Source organism: Olleya marilimosa CAM030, from assembly GCF_000518485.1.
In the GTDB taxonomy this organism is placed as follows: domain Bacteria; phylum Bacteroidota; class Bacteroidia; order Flavobacteriales; family Flavobacteriaceae; genus Olleya; species Olleya marilimosa.
The window spans coordinates 355,772-374,382 of the sequence record NZ_KI912443.1 but is presented as its reverse complement, the minus strand read 5'-3'; the positions used below and the strand labels follow the sequence as shown (position 1 = coordinate 374,382).

Annotated in this window: 18 protein-coding genes and 1 rRNA gene; 11 read left to right on the top strand and 8 right to left on the bottom strand. The window is 30.6% G+C overall.

Features of this window, described 5'->3' with window-relative positions:
- Together M890_RS0115600 and M890_RS0115595 are read right to left on the bottom strand one after the other, a co-directional pair.
- A 16S ribosomal RNA gene (locus M890_RS0115600) occupies positions 1–134 on the bottom strand; the annotation flags it as partial.
- Positions 135–798: 664 nt separating this feature from the next.
- Positions 799–2,772, bottom strand: a complete 1,974-nt coding sequence (locus M890_RS0115595; protein WP_028284411.1) for a putative porin — start codon at positions 2,770–2,772, stop codon at positions 799–801.
- A gap of 145 nt (positions 2,773–2,917) precedes the next feature.
- On the opposite strand from M890_RS0115595, the gene M890_RS0115590 reads away from it, so the two are divergent.
- The 6 genes from M890_RS0115590 (at position 2,918) to M890_RS0115565 (ending at position 10,061) form a co-directional block, all read left to right on the top strand.
- A complete protein-coding gene (locus M890_RS0115590) occupies positions 2,918–3,517 on the top strand; it encodes a ribonuclease HII (RefSeq protein ID WP_028284410.1) in 600 nt (199 codons plus the stop codon).
- Between the two features lie 31 nt (positions 3,518–3,548).
- Positions 3,549–5,975 carry a hypothetical protein gene (locus M890_RS0115585; protein ID WP_028284409.1) on the top strand — a complete coding sequence of 809 codons (2,427 nt, stop codon included), beginning with the start codon at positions 3,549–3,551 and terminating at the stop codon, positions 5,973–5,975.
- A 112-nt stretch (positions 5,976–6,087) separates the two neighbouring features.
- Positions 6,088–7,137: a nucleoid-associated protein gene (locus M890_RS0115580; protein WP_028284408.1), complete on the top strand. Its 1,050-nt coding sequence runs from the start codon at positions 6,088–6,090 to the stop codon at positions 7,135–7,137.
- Positions 7,138–7,154: 17 nt separating this feature from the next.
- A complete protein-coding gene (locus tag M890_RS0115575; RefSeq protein WP_028284407.1) occupies positions 7,155–7,880 on the top strand; it encodes a glycosyltransferase family 2 protein in 726 nt (241 codons plus the stop codon).
- A gap of 2 nt (positions 7,881–7,882) precedes the next feature.
- A complete protein-coding gene (locus M890_RS0115570; protein WP_028284406.1) occupies positions 7,883–9,340 on the top strand; it encodes a glycosyltransferase family protein in 1,458 nt (485 codons plus the stop codon).
- A 79-nt stretch (positions 9,341–9,419) separates the two neighbouring features.
- Positions 9,420–10,061, top strand: a complete 642-nt coding sequence (locus tag M890_RS0115565) for a hypothetical protein (protein ID WP_157243309.1) — start codon at positions 9,420–9,422, stop codon at positions 10,059–10,061.
- A 4-nt stretch (positions 10,062–10,065) separates the two neighbouring features.
- Here the strand turns inward: M890_RS0115565 and lipB are convergent, their stop codons facing one another.
- Both lipB and M890_RS16675 read right to left on the bottom strand, forming a co-directional pair.
- Entirely contained in the window at positions 10,066–10,764 is a 699-nt protein-coding gene (lipB, locus tag M890_RS0115560; RefSeq protein WP_028284404.1) for a lipoyl(octanoyl) transferase LipB, read from the bottom strand.
- 29 nt (positions 10,765–10,793) lie between these two features.
- Positions 10,794–10,952: a YqaE/Pmp3 family membrane protein gene (locus M890_RS16675; protein WP_084553703.1), complete on the bottom strand. Its 159-nt coding sequence runs from the start codon at positions 10,950–10,952 to the stop codon at positions 10,794–10,796.
- A 101-nt stretch (positions 10,953–11,053) separates the two neighbouring features.
- On the opposite strand from M890_RS16675, the gene lysS reads away from it, so the two are divergent.
- The 4 genes from lysS to M890_RS0115535 all read left to right on the top strand — a co-directional run bounded on the left by lysS (position 11,054) and on the right by M890_RS0115535 (position 14,964).
- Positions 11,054–12,748 (top strand): lysine--tRNA ligase, encoded by a 1,695-nt coding sequence (gene lysS / locus M890_RS0115550; RefSeq protein ID WP_028284403.1) that lies wholly within the window; start codon positions 11,054–11,056, stop codon positions 12,746–12,748.
- Positions 12,749–12,891: 143 nt separating this feature from the next.
- A complete protein-coding gene (locus M890_RS0115545) occupies positions 12,892–13,878 on the top strand; it encodes a hypothetical protein (protein ID WP_051437567.1) in 987 nt (328 codons plus the stop codon).
- A gap of 115 nt (positions 13,879–13,993) precedes the next feature.
- The gene (locus M890_RS0115540) at positions 13,994–14,488 is read left to right on the top strand and encodes a DUF4890 domain-containing protein (RefSeq protein ID WP_028284401.1); all 495 of its coding nucleotides are present in this window, start codon (positions 13,994–13,996) and stop codon (positions 14,486–14,488) included.
- Between the two features lie 131 nt (positions 14,489–14,619).
- Complete coding sequence (locus M890_RS0115535) at positions 14,620–14,964, top strand: hypothetical protein (RefSeq protein ID WP_028284400.1); 345 nt, start codon at positions 14,620–14,622, stop codon at positions 14,962–14,964.
- Between the two features lie 79 nt (positions 14,965–15,043).
- Here M890_RS0115535 and hemL read toward each other — a convergent pair whose 3' ends face one another.
- From hemL to M890_RS0115515, 4 genes are read right to left on the bottom strand one after another with little or no spacing between them, the layout of a single operon-like run.
- Positions 15,044–16,321: a glutamate-1-semialdehyde 2,1-aminomutase gene (gene hemL, locus M890_RS0115530; protein WP_028284399.1), complete on the bottom strand. Its 1,278-nt coding sequence runs from the start codon at positions 16,319–16,321 to the stop codon at positions 15,044–15,046.
- A gap of 5 nt (positions 16,322–16,326) precedes the next feature.
- Complete coding sequence (locus M890_RS0115525; RefSeq protein ID WP_036597764.1) at positions 16,327–17,139, bottom strand: glucosaminidase domain-containing protein; 813 nt, start codon at positions 17,137–17,139, stop codon at positions 16,327–16,329.
- 3 nt (positions 17,140–17,142) lie between these two features.
- Positions 17,143–18,054 carry a 1-aminocyclopropane-1-carboxylate deaminase/D-cysteine desulfhydrase gene (locus tag M890_RS0115520; protein ID WP_028284397.1) on the bottom strand — a complete coding sequence of 304 codons (912 nt, stop codon included), beginning with the start codon at positions 18,052–18,054 and terminating at the stop codon, positions 17,143–17,145.
- Entirely contained in the window at positions 18,044–18,382 is a 339-nt protein-coding gene (locus M890_RS0115515) for a hypothetical protein (RefSeq protein ID WP_028284396.1), read from the bottom strand. The genes M890_RS0115520 and M890_RS0115515 overlap by 11 nt, the downstream gene beginning before the upstream one ends.
- A gap of 47 nt (positions 18,383–18,429) precedes the next feature.
- Here M890_RS0115515 and M890_RS16900 point away from each other — a divergent pair, with 47 nt between their 5' ends.
- A complete protein-coding gene (locus tag M890_RS16900; protein WP_191101011.1) occupies positions 18,430–18,597 on the top strand; it encodes a C1orf53 family protein in 168 nt (55 codons plus the stop codon).
- Positions 18,598–18,611 lie beyond the last annotated feature (14 nt).

Here is an 18,611-nt window from a genome sequence, read left to right as displayed (position 1 = left end):
AGAGGTAGATTCTATACGCGTTACGCACCCGTTCGCCGGTCGTCAGCGGAGCAAGCTCCCTGCTACCCCTCGACTTGCATGTGTTAAGCCTGCCGCTAGCGTTCATCCTGAGCCAGGATCAAACTCTTCATCGTTAAATTTTAAGTCTTGCGACTATTCTTTAACAATTATAAATGTTTTCAGTACTCAAAATGGTTTATTCTCTTTGTTTGAATTAATCGTTTCCAATTAATTCTTACGCTGTCAATTCAATATGTTTATGAACTTTTTCTTATCTTTCTTAAGTCGTTATTTCCTTAAGCGGGTGCAAATATAATTCGCTTTTTTAAATCCCACAAGCTTTATTTAAAAAAAGATTTTTTTCTTTTTTTTAAACTTCACTTTCAATAACTCTTAGAACTTTACCTTATTCTCAGTAACATCCGTTACGTCGTTTTCGGGGTGCAAATATACAAGCCTTTTTCATTCCCACAACCCTTTTCTTAATCTTTTTTTGTTTTTATTTTTACTCAAACCTTTAATGCTTTATTATTAACAGGTTAGAGTCTGATTTTTTTTGAATTATTTTTTAAACTTAAGTTTTCTGACAAACAAGTATTGCTGCCTTTATTTAATTTGCTTGCTGATATACAACGCGTTAGGGATAGAACGGTATGTTTGAGCTCTTTTTTTACCATTGCTTCTTTTAACAGATCAATTAATTAGTCTATAACATCTATTATATTGAATAGAGTAAATTGTAGGCTAAAAAAAAGCGAGTAGTGATAGCCCGACCCTTTGGGTAACGCCCACATTATGCTATAAAAAGAAATTCCAAACTAAACCAAATCGAATTGTAAAATCGCGATAAGGTTGATTGGCTGCTGAATAATATTCCCTTCCTGTGAAGGCTGCGTTAAAATGTTCTGCTTTTAAAAATATTCTAGTTTGTCTAATTTTTGCATTTACAAAAAAGTCTAATCTTGGAAAACCTCCAAATTCTTCTTGATTTTGAGTGTAGAACTCGGCTAACAACGGATCATAACTATTCATATTGTATGCTGTGAAATAGTTGAATATTATTCCGGTTTGCAAATACATAGCTTTTTTAAATACTTGATTGGAATAATATAGTGTGTTACGTGTTACTATTTGGGGAACGTTAAGTGTATTAGAATCGTCTTGTACGTTTTGGTATAATACGGTATTATCTAATGCGAAATTTTTGTATCTAATTTCTTTTTGAAGTTTTAATTTTAAATAGGTAATTGCATTGCTGTTTTGGAATGGCTTTACGTTGCCTTCATCATTTTTTGCAAAGTACACATAGTCATTTATTGTATTAAAATCTAATGTCAGATTTGCATACTTTTTAGAATCTATATTAAAGAGTACTTGTTGGGATTTAATGTTGTTGAATTGGTTACTCCAATTGTAATTTTTATAATCACTTTGGAATAGTAATGTATTAAAATTTGGAGCTACCGATGAGTGGTTGATATTTGCCAATATTTTAATGTCATTGGTAAGCTGATAGGATGCTGTTCCGGAAATATAATTTCCGTCAAAATCTCCTGACACATTTAAACCTGCATTACCATTTAAATTAAAACCTTTATACTGCTTATTATATTTTGCACCTACTGATACTACATCACCTATTAGTCTATTAGGTATTGTCCCAGTGTTAAGCACCACAATTTTATCATATCCATAATTATAATTATTATGCGTGGCATTAAACTGCACTGAACCAATAGTAGTATTTTTGTAATTTAATTGCAACTGATTTGTAAACTGCTCAAGCTCTGTCCTGTCCTTTAAACTTGAAGTACGAAAAGACTCTCCAAAATAATCTGTATTGGCAGCTGACTGATCAAATGTATAAATTTTATCTTCAAGAGTCATTACGTGTGCTAATTGGAGACTATTAGAGCTTATTGAGTCCTTTGGTATTATGAAATCGTAGCTATGGTTTAAATAAAAACGTTTACCTAAAAGCAAGTTTTCTGCATTTTCAAAATTAACTTCCAACACTCCTCTGTCGTCAAAATCAGGGTCTCCAGATTCAAAAAACGCAAGGTTATCATCTTTTAAACCTCCATTTTCGTTGTTTAGTAAATCCTGAGAGGTAAAATGTGTATTTAAAATATATCGCCTATTTTTTGTTTTATAACTTGCTGTCATCCTAAGGTTTCCAGAACTAGTTAACGTATTTTGGTATATACCTAAAGACCTAACCCCTTTATATCCAATTGACAAATTAAATTGTTTTGACGTATTGGTAGTGAAAAAAGCATCTAATTGCTGTCCTTGTGTCAAGGCGGTTTTAAAATAGAGCTCAGTTAATGGTGTAGGTACATGATAATAATTGATATCTTCTGCATCTAAATAATTAAAATGCTTTGCTTTTGCTCCAAAACCAGGAATTAAATGGGTGTCGTTAAAATTATAAGTAAGACTATTATAAGTTTGACCAATATTAGCAAATGGCATTAAACCAAATTCATCACGTCTTAAATAATTGTATTTATACTCTTTATTAATTGTTAAAGTGGTATCTAAATATGTCGTATCCCTTAAATGATTAATAATTAAATAATCTGTAATAACAGCTTCTTTTTTTTGTGTTGACTTGTTACTAACACCTCCTTTTTTCAAACTATCCTGAGAGGTTACGGAATTTTTTTCAGCTTGCGAAACAGCTTTATTTATAGACTTTTTAATAGGTCTTTGCGCATAAGCAAAAACAGTTATGATAAATAAAAGAAAAGAGAAAATTATTTTTTTCATTAAATGGTGACTATTTTAGACCTTTAATTAAAAGCTGAATCATATATTTTTGCCAAAAATAGCAAATATCTTTATGGTTTTGTGTTTTCTGTTAAGAAAGGAACAAAATTGAAACAATATAACGTTAAACCTTCTTTTTTATTTAATGCTAAAATTAAAATATTCCAAACACAAGTTAGAATGCGGTACTGATGAAGCTGGTCGTGGTTGTTTAGCTGGACCTGTTACAGCTGCTGCTGTTATTTTAAAACCTAATTTTAAGAATGAAATTTTAAACGACTCTAAGCAAATTAGCGAAAAAAAAAGAGACTTATTAAGACCTGTTATTGAAACTGAAGCATTATGCTTTGGCTTTTATCACATCCATGAAGCTGAAATAGATGAGATTAATATACTTAACGCCTCGATTTTAGCCATGCATAAGTCTATTGAGACTATGACAAAAACACCTGAGTTTATCATTGTAGATGGTAATAGGTTTAAACCTTTTAAAGACATTCCATTTGAAACAATTATTAAAGGTGACGGAAAATATCTAAGCATTGCAGCAGCTTCAGTTTTAGCCAAAACGTATCGCGATGAGTATATGAACAAAATTCACGAGGAATTTCCAATGTACAATTGGAAACAAAATAAAGGCTACCCAACTAAGCAACATCGTGAAGCAATAAAAAAATATGGCCCAACTAAATACCACAGAAAATCCTTTAGACTATTACCCGAACAATTGAAATTAGAATTGTAACTTATTATATTTGCACAAACCCTCTTCTTTTATGAAACATATATGGTGTTGTTTACTATTTATACTATTGACAATCTCTTGTCAAACATCTACTAACAAAAATACAATTGAAGATTATATTTTTAATCAAGCAGATTATGTATTAACTATTAATAACCTAGAAAATTTTAAAAGCAACATAACTAACAACCATTTTATAGACCAATTATCTAACACAACGTCCTATAAAAATGTTAGCAAAAAGCTGGAATTACTGGAACATATTAAAAGTAAACTACGCGTTTACATAAACTTGTCTAAAGACAATAAAGACAGTATACAATATAGCTTTGTTACTAAATTAAACGATTCTGTTTTTAATTTAGATAGTTTAAAAATTAAAAGAGAGCCTATAAAATTAAAAGGGGTTACAGCCGAAAAAATTTCAAACAAAAATCAAACTGTTTATGTTTCAAAAATTGGAGATATATTAATAGGTGCTAATAACGTTAATCATTTACAACACTTAATAAACAGTAATCCTGATAAAAATTCGATTAAAAAAATAATAGCAACTCAAGATCAAGAAGCTTCGTTTTCTGTATTTATAAATAAAGACAATGGTTTAAATACTGTATTCAAAAACAATAATCTTTCTTTTAAAAATTTTACAGATTATTTGACTTTTGATACAGAAGTTAGTCAAAACCAACTAACATTAAACGGTATAACTAAAGCTAAAGACACGTCCAATAAATTAATTAACGTTTTTAAACACACATTACCACAAGACAACCAATTGGCACAAATTAGCCCATCTAATAGCGATGGTTTTTTAAGTATTACTTTTAATGAATACAAGAAATTTAGAAGCAATCTTAACCATTATAATAATATTGATACTCTGGCCATAAACACTGCTTTGTTTGATAATATTATTGAGTTTGGCGAAATATACAGCGACACAACAAGTGCAGTAGTTTTAAATTCCATAGACATTATTAGTACTCAAGAAGCTTTACTTAGTGAAAAAGAAAAAGTTGAAGATTTTAGAGGTATAAGTATTTATAATTTTTCTAATCCTAGTCTTTTTAATAGCCATTTAAAACCCTTTATTACGCTTAACACAGCATCTAAATATTGTATAATAAATCAATTTTTGGTGTTTGCATCAAATACAGAAACATTAGAAAACATTATAGTTAACTATCAAAATCAAACTACAATAAGTGATCGCGATTATTATAAAAATATAAAGAAAAACTTAAGTAATCAAGCATCCATATTACAAGTTATAAATCCAACAAGTCTTAGTCAAATTATTAAATCTAACTTAAATACTACATTTGACTTTAAATTTGACAATTACAAGACCTCTGCCTTACAGTTTATTTACGATACTGATTTTGCACATTTTAATGCTATTATCAAGCAAAGCAAACCATCTACGTCTGATAATGCAGTAACCGAAATGTTTAATATTAAACTAGATAATGATGTACTTACAAATCCTCAGTTTGTTAAAAATCATCGTACAAAACAAAAAGATATTGTTGTACAAGACATTAGCAACACACTATATTTAATATCTAATAGTGGTAAAATACTTTGGAAAAAACAATTAAAAGGAGCCATTTTGGGATCAATCAACCAAATTGACATGTTTAAAAATGGACGTTTACAATTAGCATTTGCAACTGCTAATCGCGTTTATGTTTTAGATCATAATGGAGAGGATGTTAAACCGTTTCCTATGACTTTTAATGATGAAATAACACAACCTTTATCAGTTTTTGATTACGATAATAATAAAAACTATCGTCTATTTATTACACAAGACAAAAATGTATTGGTTTATGACAGTAAAGGAAAAACGGTAAAAGGTTTTAACTTTAAAAACGCAAAAGAAACCTTAAACACACCACCTCAACATATTAGAATTGGCAGAAAGGATTATCTGCTTTTTAAAACAGATAATCAATTATACATTTTAGACAGACGTGGTAAAACTAGAGTGACACCTAAAACAAAACTTAGTTATGCCAATCAAGCTATTTACAATTATAATTCCGATTTTATAACCACAACAGCAGATGGTAAAATAGCAACTATAGACCAAAAAGGAAAGGTTACAGTAAGTAATACAAACCTGTCAGAAAACATAACTTTAAGCGCGACTACAAAAACATTAATTACACAAAGTGACAATACTTTAAATATTAAAGATCAAACCTTACAATTAGATTTTGGTAGCTATACGACTGCAAAACTATTTTTAATTAACAATAAAATATACGTTTCCACTACAGATAAGCAAACTCAAAAAGTAATGTTATTTGACAGTAATGCAAAGCAGCAAGATAACTTTCCTGTTTACGGTACATCAGCTATAGATTTAGAAAACATCGATAAAGATGACCACTTAGAATTTGTGACTAAAGGTGAAAGTAACTCGATCTTAGTTTATAAAATAAATTAGTTATAACTCTTTTTATAGATTACTAAAACCGAAGCAAAGTCTTCGGTTTTTTTATGCTTTTTTTCTGTTAGATTTAGTAACATTGTAACTTAAAATAAATACCATTTTACAGATGATTAATCGTAACAAAGCTTCAATATTAAAGTGTATAATCCACAAAGTAGGAAACAAACATAACGATACTAAAAACGCCTTCTCTGAGAAAGAATTAGTATTTGACGAGGCTAGTTATGAGTTAATGGTTCCTTTTTTACTAAGACCATTTACAAGCTTAGTCCAAAGTCACAGATTTAATCATCATGCCAATATCGAGTTAAATGAAATTAATGCGTACACAAAAGAAATTTTTGCAGATGACGAAACTTTTGTAGATGTCTCCAAAAATGTTGTTAAGCATTTATATGAGCAATCAACTTCTGCACAAATTAAAACTGGAGATGTTATTGTAGCCTATTTTGATGGTATAGAACACAATGAAATGGTAGTGGACGCGATTGGAATTTTTAAAATAGAAAACAAAACTAATTTTTTTCAAACCTATTTAGAAGATAACAGTTACGACGTTTTAGTCCAAAAAGGGATTAATGCTAAAAAAGTAGATAAAGGTTGTTTAATTTTAAATACTGGTGATGCCGAAGGTAAAGTTGTGTTAACCGTAGACAACAATAATTATGATGCTGCCTATTGGATAGATAAGTTTTTAAATATAAAATATGCAGACGACTACAATAGTCATACACAAAACTATCTTGAACTTTGCAAAGAGTTTTCTACTGAAATAATTAAAACAACCTATGGTGCACAAGAGCATAACAACTTTTTAGCCAAAACAATTGACTTTTTTAAAGAAAACGAAATTGTTAACGTCGAAAGATTTAAAGATGAAGTCTTTGTAGAGAATAAACATATGGATCTTTTTGAAAGCTATAAAAAAGACTTTGAGTCGGAACAAAATGTACTAATAAGAAATCAATTTGATGTTTCAGAAAAAGTTTTAAATAAAGAAAAGAAAAAAATTAAAACCGAAATTAAATTAGACACTAACATTCAAATTAAATTGGATATTGATGCACCAGATGCAAGTGCAGAGTATTTAGAACGTGGTTACGACGAAGAGAAAAAAATGCATTATTATAAAGTGTTTTTTAACGTCGAAGCCTAAAACCAAACGCCATAAACATGTCTATTAAAACCTTGTCTATTATAATTCCTGCTTATAATGAAGAAAGCACTATTACACTAATACTGGACAAGATTAATAGTGTGACATTACTGTTTGGAATAAAAAAGCAAATTGTAATTATTGATGATTGCTCTACAGATCAAACAAAAAAAACCATTGAAACTTTTATTGCTAATAATCCTAATTTAGATATTAAGTTTTTTAAGCAAGAGGTAAATCTTGGTAAAGGTGCAGCACTCCATGAAGGCATTAAACAAGCAACTGGAGATTATATTATAATCCAAGACGCAGATTTAGAATATGACCCAAACGAGTATAACGTCCTATTAAAACCAATCACAGACGGATTTGCGGACGTCGTGTATGGTTCAAGATTTATGGGTAGTAATCCACATCGTGTATTGTTTTTTTGGCATACCATAGGAAATAAGTTTTTAACCTTTTTCTCTAATGCAGTAACCAATTTAAACCTTACAGACATGGAGACTTGCTATAAAATGTTTAAAACCGAAATTATTAAATCTGTCAACCTCAAAGAAAAACGCTTTGGTTTTGAACCCGAAGTAACTGCTAAAATTTCTAGGATACCTTACATACGCATTTACGAAGTCGGTATTTCATATTATGGAAGAACCTATTTGGAAGGTAAAAAAATATCATGGAAAGATGGTTTTAGAGCCTTATATTGTATTACAAAATATGGGCTTTTAAAAGGTAAATAGTGATGACAAAAAAATTAATCATTTTAATTTCTATTGTATTCACCTTACTATTCGCTTATTTTAGTTGGCCTTATAAATTAGGTATCACGCCAGACTCCGTGTCCTATATTCAAATAGTAAAAAGTATTTTACTAGGTAATGGTATCGTAGACGAAAACGGAATACTAATTACGCATTGGCCTCCACTTTACCCTTTATTAGTAGCATTAACGACCAAGCTATTTAATTGCAGTATACCTACAGGCGCCTTTATATTAAATGTAGGACTGCTTTCTACAATTTCATTAATTTTTTACAACCTTTTAACAACACTAAAAATTGACAAAAAAGTCATTCCTTTTATTGTTATTTTACTTTTAACCTCCTACACATCACTAGTCTTTATTTACTTTTTAAGTGAAGGGTTATTTATGGTTTTACTACTATTAGTAACATTGCTTTTAATTAAATGGGTTAAAAACAGCAGTTACAAATATATTATTTGGGCTGGAGTAATATCTAGCGCGTTATTATTAACTAGATATGCAGGCTTAGGATATATTGGTGGTTTTGGGTTTTATATTTTAATACTCCATAAATCTAAAATTAAACCAAGATTAAAAGCAGTACTAATTTATACGATCTCTTCCTTAAGTCTATTTATTCTCTGGCTTATTTACTGCTACTATTTTAACAATTCTAACACCATAAGAAATATCGATTTTTTTGGTTTCAGATTTAGAAGATTATTATCATTAACCAAAACAATAATTTACTGGTTTTTATATAATGGCTATATAGCAACAATCATTTTAAGCTTCATAGTTATTAGTTTTTTTAAATTTAAAACAATACAAAAAACAATAATAGCACAAGTTAAATCCTGTACACCTATCATCTTATTATTGGTAACTTTATTGTGTTCTTATACAGTATTTATAGTACTTTCTATTTCTTTTTTTGATGAAAACGTGCCTGTTAATACCAGAATATTCTTTCCATTTTATTTTATCATATTAACACTAGTCGTTTTAATTTTAAACCCAATTCTTAAACCGAAACAATATCAACCAATAACCATAGTCCTTTTTATCATACTATTACTATCTAATATTTTAAACACCTACCAATTAAGAGTAAATCATTATCATAACGGTACGCAGTATAGTGCTGAAGTATGGAAAAACTCTGAAGCAATTAATTACATCAAATCTAAAGACACATTAAATCTTTATACCAATGCGCACGATATCATGCGTTTTTACAAAAACGTAAATAATTACAAGCTTCCGTTTATTAACACAAAAACTTACGATAGTGCTTTACAAAAAATGACCCAAGATGTCAAACAAGGTAAAGCAAAAATCTTGTTTTTTGATAATATAAATCGACGCTATTTTATATCTAAACCTGACTTATTAAACCATTTTAAAGATTTTAATATACATAACTTTAAAGATGGCGTGCTAATTAAAAACTAAAAGACCATTTTTACATGTAAATACTTTTAATTAACTTGATTGGCAATTAAACTAATAATCAATATCTAACCAATTAATCATGAAGTCTCTTTTATACCTTGTCTTTATTTTAAGTTCTTTGTTTGCTAACGCACAATATCACACTGCCAAAATCTTAATGGCAGATGGAACCGTTAAAGATGGCTTTGCTAAACTACCTTCTAATAAAATGCTGGACGGTAAAGTAGAGTATAAATCTAGTGCAAAAGCTAAAGTTTTAAAAATTGACGAAGACAGTATTTCTCAAATTTTATATACTGCCAAAAACGGAAACAAATTTTTATTTGTCAGAAATAATGTTGTGCACTTATTTAAATCTTTTGGAAAAGAAATAGTTTCAGAGAAAAAGAATAAACATTGGATGTTACTAATATATGCCAATGATGCTATTAAAGGTTACTCGCTTGCACAACGCTATAAATTGGATAAAAAAGGAATTATGAAATCCATAACTGGTGCACACTCTATGTGGGAATTTGTATATTTTTTATACCAACGCCCAACAGAAGACAAAGCCTATATTGTAAGTGGTAAAGGGTTTACAAATGGACAAGTAAAAAAAGCAATGGGTATTTATTTTAAAGACCATCCTGCACTTGTAAAACGTATACAAAATAAAGAGTGGAAACACTTTAGTCTAACAGACATTGCAGATGCTTATGCAGCGTATTTTAAAGAGTAATTTTTTACATAAAATTAGCCTCAAACAAAGCACTAAAATGCTTTAGTATTTTAGATTTCACTTCTGTCTCATCAACAGATTTAACACCTAACTCAACTTGCATAGAAGTTACTGCTTTACCTTTAATTCCGCATGGAATAATATTATCAAAGTAACCTAAATTAGCATTAACATTAAGTGCAAAACCATGCATTGTAACCCAACGACTAGCTCTAACTCCCATTGCACAAATTTTACGAGCAAATGGTGTACCTACATCTAGCCAAACGCCTGTTTCGCCTTCACTACGTGTTGCCTTTAAACCATATTCATCTAAAGTTAAAATAATAACTTCTTCTAAAAAACGTAGGTATTTATGGATGTCTGTAAAAAAATTATCTAAATCTAAAATAGGATAACCTACCAATTGTCCTGGACCATGGTACGTAATATCTCCTCCTCTATTAATTTTATAAAACGTTGCTCCTTTCTCTTTTAATTGGGCTTCGTTTAGTAATAAATTAGACATGTCACCACTTTTTCCTAAAGTATAAACATGAGGATGCTCCACAAACAAAAAGTAGTTATTAGTTTCTAAACCAGCAGCTTCTCTTCTATTTTTAATTTTAGTATCTAAAATACCTTTAAACAATTCTTCTTGATAATCCCAAGTCTCTTTAAAGTCTTTAGTCCCTAAATCTTGTATTTGTACGTTCTTATTCATTACAATGTTTAATACTGCAAAGATACAATTTATCTTTCAGGGTTATTTAATATTATTAAAGCTGCAATGACACCTGGTATCCATCCTAAGCACCATAAAATAAAAACAATTAAAATCGAGCCACAACCCTTACCAATTACTGATAGTGGAGGACAAATTATACACAATAAAACGCGCCAAAAAGACATGATTAAAAATTTAATAGATTGATGATATACTTATTGGACGTTAACTCTTATTTTTTGTTACAAACCATTATCTTTGCGTCTTAAATTTTTACAATAAAACTATGTCACAATTATCTGAGCTAGAGCTCGTACGTAGAGAAAAACTTGCAAAATTACGTGAGTTAGGTATCAACCCTTATCCAGCAGATTTATATCCTGTTTCTAACAATTCCAAACAAATTAAACAGGAGTTTAAGGAAGGTAAACAGGTTGTTATAGCTGGTCGTTTGATGTCTAGACGTATTCAAGGTAATGCTAGTTTTGCCGAACTACAAGATAGCGAAGGTCGTATTCAGGTCTATTTTAACAGAGACGAAATCTGTACAGGTGACGACAAAACTAAATATAACACAGTATATAAAAAGCTTTTAGATATTGGTGACTTTATTGGTGTAGAAGGTGAACTTTTTACTACTAAAGTTGGCGAAAAAACAGTCATGGTAAAAAACTTTACTGTTTTAAGTAAAGCTTTAAAACCCTTACCATTACCTAAAACAGATGCAGAAGGTAACACGTTTGATGCTTTTACAGATCCGGAACAACGCTACAGACAACGTTATGCAGACTTAGTTGTTAATCCTAAAGTTAAAGAAGTTTTTGTAAAACGCACCAAGTTATTTAACGCGATGCGTGACTTCTTTAATTCGTCAGGATATTTTGAAGTAGAAACACCTATACTACAACCTATTCCTGGAGGTGCTGCTGCACGTCCTTTTATTACACACCATAACAGTTTAGACATACCATTATATATGCGTATTGCTAACGAGCTGTATTTAAAACGTCTTATCGTTGGTGGTTTTGAAGGTGTTTATGAGTTTTCTAAAAATTTCCGTAACGAAGGAATGGATCGTACGCATAATCCAGAATTTACAGCAATGGAAATTTATGTAGCTTACAAAGACTACAACTGGATGATGGATTTTTGCGAACAATTACTAGAGCATTGTGCAATAGCTGTAAACGGAACTTCTGAAGCAACATTTGGTGAACATAAAATAGATTTTAAAGCACCTTATGCAAGAGTCACTATGGCTGACTCTATTAAGCACTTTACAGGTTTTGATATTAATGGAAAAACAGAAGATCAAATACGTACTGCTGCTAAAGACATGGGAATTAGCGTTGATGCAACCATGGGTAAAGGTAAATTAATTGACGAAATTTTTGGAGAAAAATGTGAAGGTAACTACATACAACCAACCTTTATTACCGACTATCCAAAAGAAATGAGTCCTTTATGTAAAGAGCATAGAGATAATCCAGAATTAACAGAGCGTTTTGAGTTAATGGTTTGTGGTAAAGAAATAGCAAATGCCTATTCAGAACTTAACGATCCAATTGACCAACGCGAACGTTTTGAGCACCAATTAAAACTAGCTCAAAAAGGAGATGACGAAGCTACCGAGTTTATAGACGAAGACTTTTTGCGTGCATTAGAGTACGGAATGCCTCCAACATCTGGAATGGGAATTGGTATGGATAGATTAATTATGTTTTTAACTAATAACAAGTCAATCCAGGAAGTTCTGTTTTTTCCTCAAATGAGACCTGAGAAAAAAGCAGTTCCAATGACAGACGACGAAAAAGCACTATTTGCTTTAGTAAAAGCAGGTAGTCCAATAGACCTTAATACACTTAAAGAGCAATCTGGTTTAAGTAACAAAAAATGGGATAAAACCATTAAAGGACTAACCAAACTAGGTGTCGCTAAAGTCAATAAAACAGATGATGGATTATTTGTTGAAACCATATAAACAGATAGTTACAAAACCTAACAATTAAATATATTAAAAGGAATTACAGACGTGTAATTCCTTTTTTTTTATTCTCACATTTAAATACACATACATTATAATTGATTCATTTTTGTTATTTTCACAATTCAAAACCACTAACAATGAATAAATTAACCACATTAGTACTAACACTATTACTTTGCTTTTCCTGTAGTAAAAATGAAGATGTAGACACGATAGATATACCAGTAACGACTACTCCACGACCTATTGCGCAATTATTACCTAACCTATCACAACTTAATCTTTTTGAAGGACCACTTAAAGATTTAACACCATCTCCATATAGTTTTACATACACTTTAAATACTCCACTTTTTACGGATTATGCACATAAATCACGTTTTATTGTATTGCCTGAAGGCGAAACATTAACAGCTGTGGGTAATGGTATGCCAGAGTTTCCAGACAACTCGATAATAGTAAAGTCTTTTTATTACAATTTTGATGAAAATGATTTAAGCCAAGGCAGAAAAATTATCGAAACTAGGCTACTAATAAAACAAAACGGAACATGGATTGCAGGTGATTATCACTGGAACGAAGCACAAACCGAAGCAGTTTTAGAAAATAATGCTGCAACTGTACCAGTGTCTTTTATTGATAAAAATGGTTCAACCGTAGCTGTCAATTATCAAATCCCGTCAAATTTAGATTGTATTACTTGCCACTCCAACAATGACCAAGTAAAACCGTTAGGACCTAAATTACGGTCCATTAATTACAATAATCAACTACAAAACCTAATAAACAACAATCAAATAACTGGCATATCAGATATTTCCACAATAACAACTTTACCAAATTGGGAAGATGATACCTCTTACTCTTTACAGGATCGTGCTAGAGCATATCTAGATGTTAATTGTGCCTCTTGTCACCAACCAGGAGGTTATTGCGATGTACAAACTACTTTAGACTTTAGATATGAAACCCTTTTTGAAAACACGTCTATATTAGAAAAAAAGAGTGAAATAAATTCTAGAATGGTTAATTATCAAGAGCTGTTTAGCATGCCATTACTAGGTACAACCTTTGTGCATACTGAAGGTTACTTTTTAATTAAATCCTATTTAAATACATTATAATTATCAATGGGCTAATTTTTTCAAACTGTTAATTAAAGATTAAAAAAACTAAGGTGTTTAAACCATTCTAACATTTATATGTCTTAGTAGTATAACAATTTAAAAAACAAAAAAAATGAAAAGATTAGTAATACTAGCTTTAGCTTTAATAACATTTCAAGCTAATGCACAAGACAACAAAAAGGAAAAGCGTCAAGAAAATAAAAAAGAACGTTTAGAACAACGCCAAAATTTAGATCCTCAGGATATGGCACAATTACAAACTAAAAAAATGACGTTGCATTTAGATTTAACAGAAGCACAACAACAAAAGGTGATGGCTTTAAATTTAGAAAATGCTAAAAAACGTAAAGAAAACTTTGATAAGCGTCTAGCTGAAAAAGATAATAAAGAGCGTGTAAAGCCTACCAAAGAGGAAAAGTTAGAACGCATGAATGCTAAATTAGATGCACAAATTGCAGCTAAGAAAAAAATGAAAGCTATCCTTACTGCTGAGCAATACACGAAGTGGGAAAAGTCTTTATCTAAAAGAGAACATGGACGTAAGCACATGAAAAGAGGATTAAAAAACAAAAAAGAACACAAAAAAGAGGAGTTAAATGATAATTAAATCTAAGATTTAGTATCAAATATTCACTTTTAAAGGTAAAAAAGCACTGATTGTCTATTCAGTGCTTTTTTATTTGTAATTATTAAACAAATAGCGTTACTTTGATAGTATAATTAATTAACACTTACACGATGAAAAAAATATTTACGCTTTGTCTTTTTGTTTTCGGTTTATTTTTAGCAACTAACACTGCTAATGCACAACAAAAATTTAGTGCAGAAATAAACAATGCTGCACAAGCAAAAACTGCAGAAATAGGTAGACTTGTTAAAGCTTATGAGCCAACGCAAGAATTAATGTTTGTTGCCTATCAAGAATTTTACTCAAAATCTGAAACATTAAACAACTCGTTTGAAGTTGGCACAAGTGAATATAATACTTTTAGCAAAAAAATTAACGATCGTTTATCTCTTCAACTTAAAGAAATATTGAATGATGAGCAGTACGCTAAATTTTTAGAAATCTCTAATCAATAACATTATAGCGTAGTAATACACTTATATAAAAAAGCCGATTATAAATAATCGGCTTTTTTTATGTCTAAATATTTTAAGACTAACTAAATACAGCTTTACATGCTGCTATTGTTTTGTCTAAATCTTCATAAGTCAAGGCATCATTTAAAAACCAACTTTCAAAAGCACTTGGTGCTAAATAAACCCCTTGGTTTAACATACCATGAAAAAAGGTTTTAAACGTGTCGTTATTTCCTTTAGCAGACGTTTCAAAATCTACAACATCATCTTCACAAAAGTGAACAGATATCATAGATCCAACTCTGTTTATAGTATGAGTCACGTTTAATTCGGTCAAAACCTTTGCAATACCTTTATGCAAATAGGCTGTTTTTTGTGCTAAACTTTCAAAAATATCACCAGAATTTAACTCGGTTAACATTGCTAATCCTGCAGCCATTGCTAATGGATTACCGCTTAACGTTCCAGCTTGATATACTGGTCCTAAAGGTGCTAAATGATTCATAATTTCTGCTCTGGCAGCAAAAGCACCAACAGGTAATCCTCCACCAATAACTTTACCAAAACATACAATATCTGCTTTAATACCTAATAATTCTTGTGCACCACCTTTAGCTAATCTAAAACCAGTCATAACCTCATCAAAGATTAACAAGATATTGTTGGTATCACATAGTTTTCGTAACCCTTCTAAAAAACCCTCTTTTGGAGGAATACAACCCATATTACCAGCAACAGGCTCGATAATAATACATGCTATTTCGTTTTTATTAGCATTAATTAATGCTTCAACGTTAGCTAAGTCGTTATACTTTGCCAATAGCGTATCTTTTGCTGTACCTTGAGTAACACCTGGACTATTTGGTGACCCAAAAGTTACTGCTCCACTACCTGCTTGTATTAAAAATGAGTCTGAATGACCATGATAACAACCAGCAAATTTGATTATTTTATCTTTGTTTGTATAACCTCTAGCTAATCTAACAGCACTCATACAAGCTTCTGTACCCGAATTAACAAAACGAATTTTATCAATATTCGGCACCATCGACACTGCCAACTCTGCTATTTTAGTTTCAATTTGAGTAGGCATTCCAAAGGACGTTCCTTTTTTTGCTTTATCAATAACCGCATCCACAACTGGTTGGTGTGCGTGACCTAAAATCATTGGTCCCCAAGATGCTATATAATCTATTAATTGGTTTCCATCTTCATCATACAAGTAAGCCCCTTTGGCTTCTTTAACAAAAATAGGTGTACCACCTACTGCTTTAAATGCTCTAACAGGTGAGTTAACTCCTCCTGGTATTACTTGCTCTGCTTCTGCAAACAAAGCACTACTACGTTTATAAATCATAAACTTTAAAAATCTTTTGGAATTGGTTTTACAAATAAGACCTGACCAACAAATAAATCGTTGTTTTCTAAACTATTTAACGACTTAATTGTTTCTACTGTAAGGTTATATTTTTTTGAAATCGAATATAATGTATCGCCTTTTACAACGGTATGCTTATCATTAGCCAAATTTTGTTTACCTAATACATCTGCATCAAAACGATATAATTGATAACGCTCTATTAAGCTTATTAACTTATCTGGATATTTTCTGTCTGTAGCGTAACCTGCTGCTCTAAGCTCTCTGGCCCAACCTTTATAATCATCTTTTTCAAGCGTAAATAGTTTTGAATACCGTTTACGTTCTGTTAAAAATAAAGAGTGATCTCTAAACGAGTATTTAGAGTTTTTGTATTTACGGAAACACTCTTGAGAGGCATCATCATCATGATAAATTTTTGCTCCAGTCCACTCATGACATTTAATTCCAAAGTGGTTATTAGCTTCTACAGATAAACGACCTTGACCAGAAGCAGACTCTAATATTCCTTGTGCTAAAGTGATACTTGCAGGTATGTTATAATTACGCATTTCGTCTTGAGCTATATCACTGTAAATAGCAATATACTCGTCTGTTTTACTTGCATATACCTCTGGTGTATCTTTAATTGGAGTTTCTACTACAATAACATCTTCCTTTGTATCATTTTTAGTCTCCTTTTTATTTCTTACAACTCTAACTGTTTTTTGCCTACCTTTTTTTGTAGCTACTTTTTTGGATGAGCCACAGCTTACAATTAATAAAGTAAGACAAAGCATGGTAATTATTTTTTTCATCAATTATAAAATTAACTGTTGTTGTTTTTGTTTTAACCTTTTATTCATACCTACAATACCTTGTAAACCTCCAGTATGAATCACCAATATTTCAGAATTTGGTTCAAAATAATCACGTTTAATTAAATCGTAAATACCAAACATCATTTTTCCGGTGTAAACAGGATCCAATGCAATATTATTTTGCTTTTTAAAGCTATTAATAAACGTTACTAATTCTGCATTTATTTTAGCATAACCACCAAAATGATACGCTGTCATTAATTGCCAATTATCCTGTTTTGCAAATTTACTAATATCTTCTTTTAAAAAGTCACCTTTTAAAGCTGAAAAACCCAAAACTTTTTGCGTTGTATTTGAATTATTAATTAAACCAGATAAGGTACCACCTGTTCCTACAGAAGCACATATGTAATTAAAATTATGGTCTTTTTCTGTCAAAATTTCTTCGCAACCTTTTACTGCTAAGTCATTGGTGCCTCCTTCAGGAATTAAATAAAAATCGCCAAACTCTTTTTTAATTTTTTCATAAAAAGACTGTGTGGATTTTAATCTAAATGCTTCACGACTTATAAATTTAAATTGCATACCACAAGACTGTGCAAATTTTAACGTTGGACTATCTAAAACCTTATCATGCAATTCTTCGCCTCTAATAACTCCAATTGTTTTTAGTCCATAAACACGTCCTGCTTCTGCTACTGCTGCAATATGATTAGAAAATGCACCACCAAAGGTCAGTAAAGTATCCTGATTAAGCGTTTCCGCGAAAGCGATATTATATTTTAACTTTCTATATTTATTACCAGAAATAATTGGATGTATTAAATCCTCTCGCTTTATATATAGTGACACAGAACTTTTAAAAGGAAGTTCTATTTTTTGATTAATACTAAGTTCTGGTTTAAATTTCATGCTTGCTAAGATACTTTAAAAATTGCCAATAACGCCTAGTTTTTAGATACTCCAAATTTGTATCATTACAATATGCCTCTCTTTCAAAGCTTATATTTTTATAGGCTATATGCCAATTTTTATGTTGGATAAGTCTAAAAACAAACTCTAAACCATACCATATGTAAAACGGTACTATTAATAACTCTAATTGCTGTTTTAAATGAATTTTTTCATGATTTACCAAGGTTTCACTCTGTTTTAAAACTTTGGATTTTAAAAAAATAAAAGGAAAAACAGTCATACCTGTATAACCTTTAGGTACTAAATATTTAGATATTATAATCATGATTACTGTCCTTCAAAATGTATTCCAATTTACGTTATCTTTGTGATATGAAGAAGATAATTCCAGTTGAAGAAGGCGATTTTTACCTTACACCTGAAGGTTACCGCTGTTTTACAGAACAGTACCATTTAAAACGTGGTTATTGCTGCCAAAGCGGTTGCAGGCATTGTCCATATGGATTTAATGCAAAAACTAACTCAATAAAAAACAAGTAAAGTTACTAACTACT

Bases quoted from the DNA above. Each gene is read 5' to 3' on its own strand.
- M890_RS16675 (WP_084553703.1), bottom strand. From the start codon at position 10,952: ATGTCTTTTTGGCGCGTTTTATTGTGTATAATTTGTCCTCCACTATCA.
- M890_RS0115595 (WP_028284411.1), bottom strand. From the start codon at position 2,772: ATGAAAAAAATAATTTTCTCTTTTCTTTTATTTATCATAACTGTTTTT.
- M890_RS0115575 (WP_028284407.1), top strand. From the start codon at position 7,155: ATGTCTATTAAAACCTTGTCTATTATAATTCCTGCTTATAATGAAGAA.
- lipB (WP_028284404.1), bottom strand. From the start codon at position 10,764: ATGAATAAGAACGTACAAATACAAGATTTAGGGACTAAAGACTTTAAA.
- M890_RS16900 (WP_191101011.1), top strand. From the start codon at position 18,430: ATGAAGAAGATAATTCCAGTTGAAGAAGGCGATTTTTACCTTACACCT.
- M890_RS0115565 (WP_157243309.1), top strand. From the start codon at position 9,420: ATGAAGTCTCTTTTATACCTTGTCTTTATTTTAAGTTCTTTGTTTGCT.
- M890_RS0115545 (WP_051437567.1), top strand. From the start codon at position 12,892: ATGAATAAATTAACCACATTAGTACTAACACTATTACTTTGCTTTTCC.
- M890_RS0115570 (WP_028284406.1), top strand. From the start codon at position 7,883: ATGACAAAAAAATTAATCATTTTAATTTCTATTGTATTCACCTTACTA.
- M890_RS0115585 (WP_028284409.1), top strand. From the start codon at position 3,549: ATGAAACATATATGGTGTTGTTTACTATTTATACTATTGACAATCTCT.
- hemL (WP_028284399.1), bottom strand. From the start codon at position 16,321: ATGATTTATAAACGTAGTAGTGCTTTGTTTGCAGAAGCAGAGCAAGTA.
- M890_RS0115540 (WP_028284401.1), top strand. From the start codon at position 13,994: ATGAAAAGATTAGTAATACTAGCTTTAGCTTTAATAACATTTCAAGCT.
- M890_RS0115590 (WP_028284410.1), top strand. From the start codon at position 2,918: ATGCTAAAATTAAAATATTCCAAACACAAGTTAGAATGCGGTACTGAT.
- M890_RS0115515 (WP_028284396.1), bottom strand. From the start codon at position 18,382: ATGATTATAATATCTAAATATTTAGTACCTAAAGGTTATACAGGTATG.
- M890_RS0115525 (WP_036597764.1), bottom strand. From the start codon at position 17,139: ATGAAAAAAATAATTACCATGCTTTGTCTTACTTTATTAATTGTAAGC.
- lysS (WP_028284403.1), top strand. From the start codon at position 11,054: ATGTCACAATTATCTGAGCTAGAGCTCGTACGTAGAGAAAAACTTGCA.
- M890_RS0115580 (WP_028284408.1), top strand. From the start codon at position 6,088: ATGATTAATCGTAACAAAGCTTCAATATTAAAGTGTATAATCCACAAA.
- M890_RS0115535 (WP_028284400.1), top strand. From the start codon at position 14,620: ATGAAAAAAATATTTACGCTTTGTCTTTTTGTTTTCGGTTTATTTTTA.
- M890_RS0115520 (WP_028284397.1), bottom strand. From the start codon at position 18,054: ATGAAATTTAAACCAGAACTTAGTATTAATCAAAAAATAGAACTTCCT.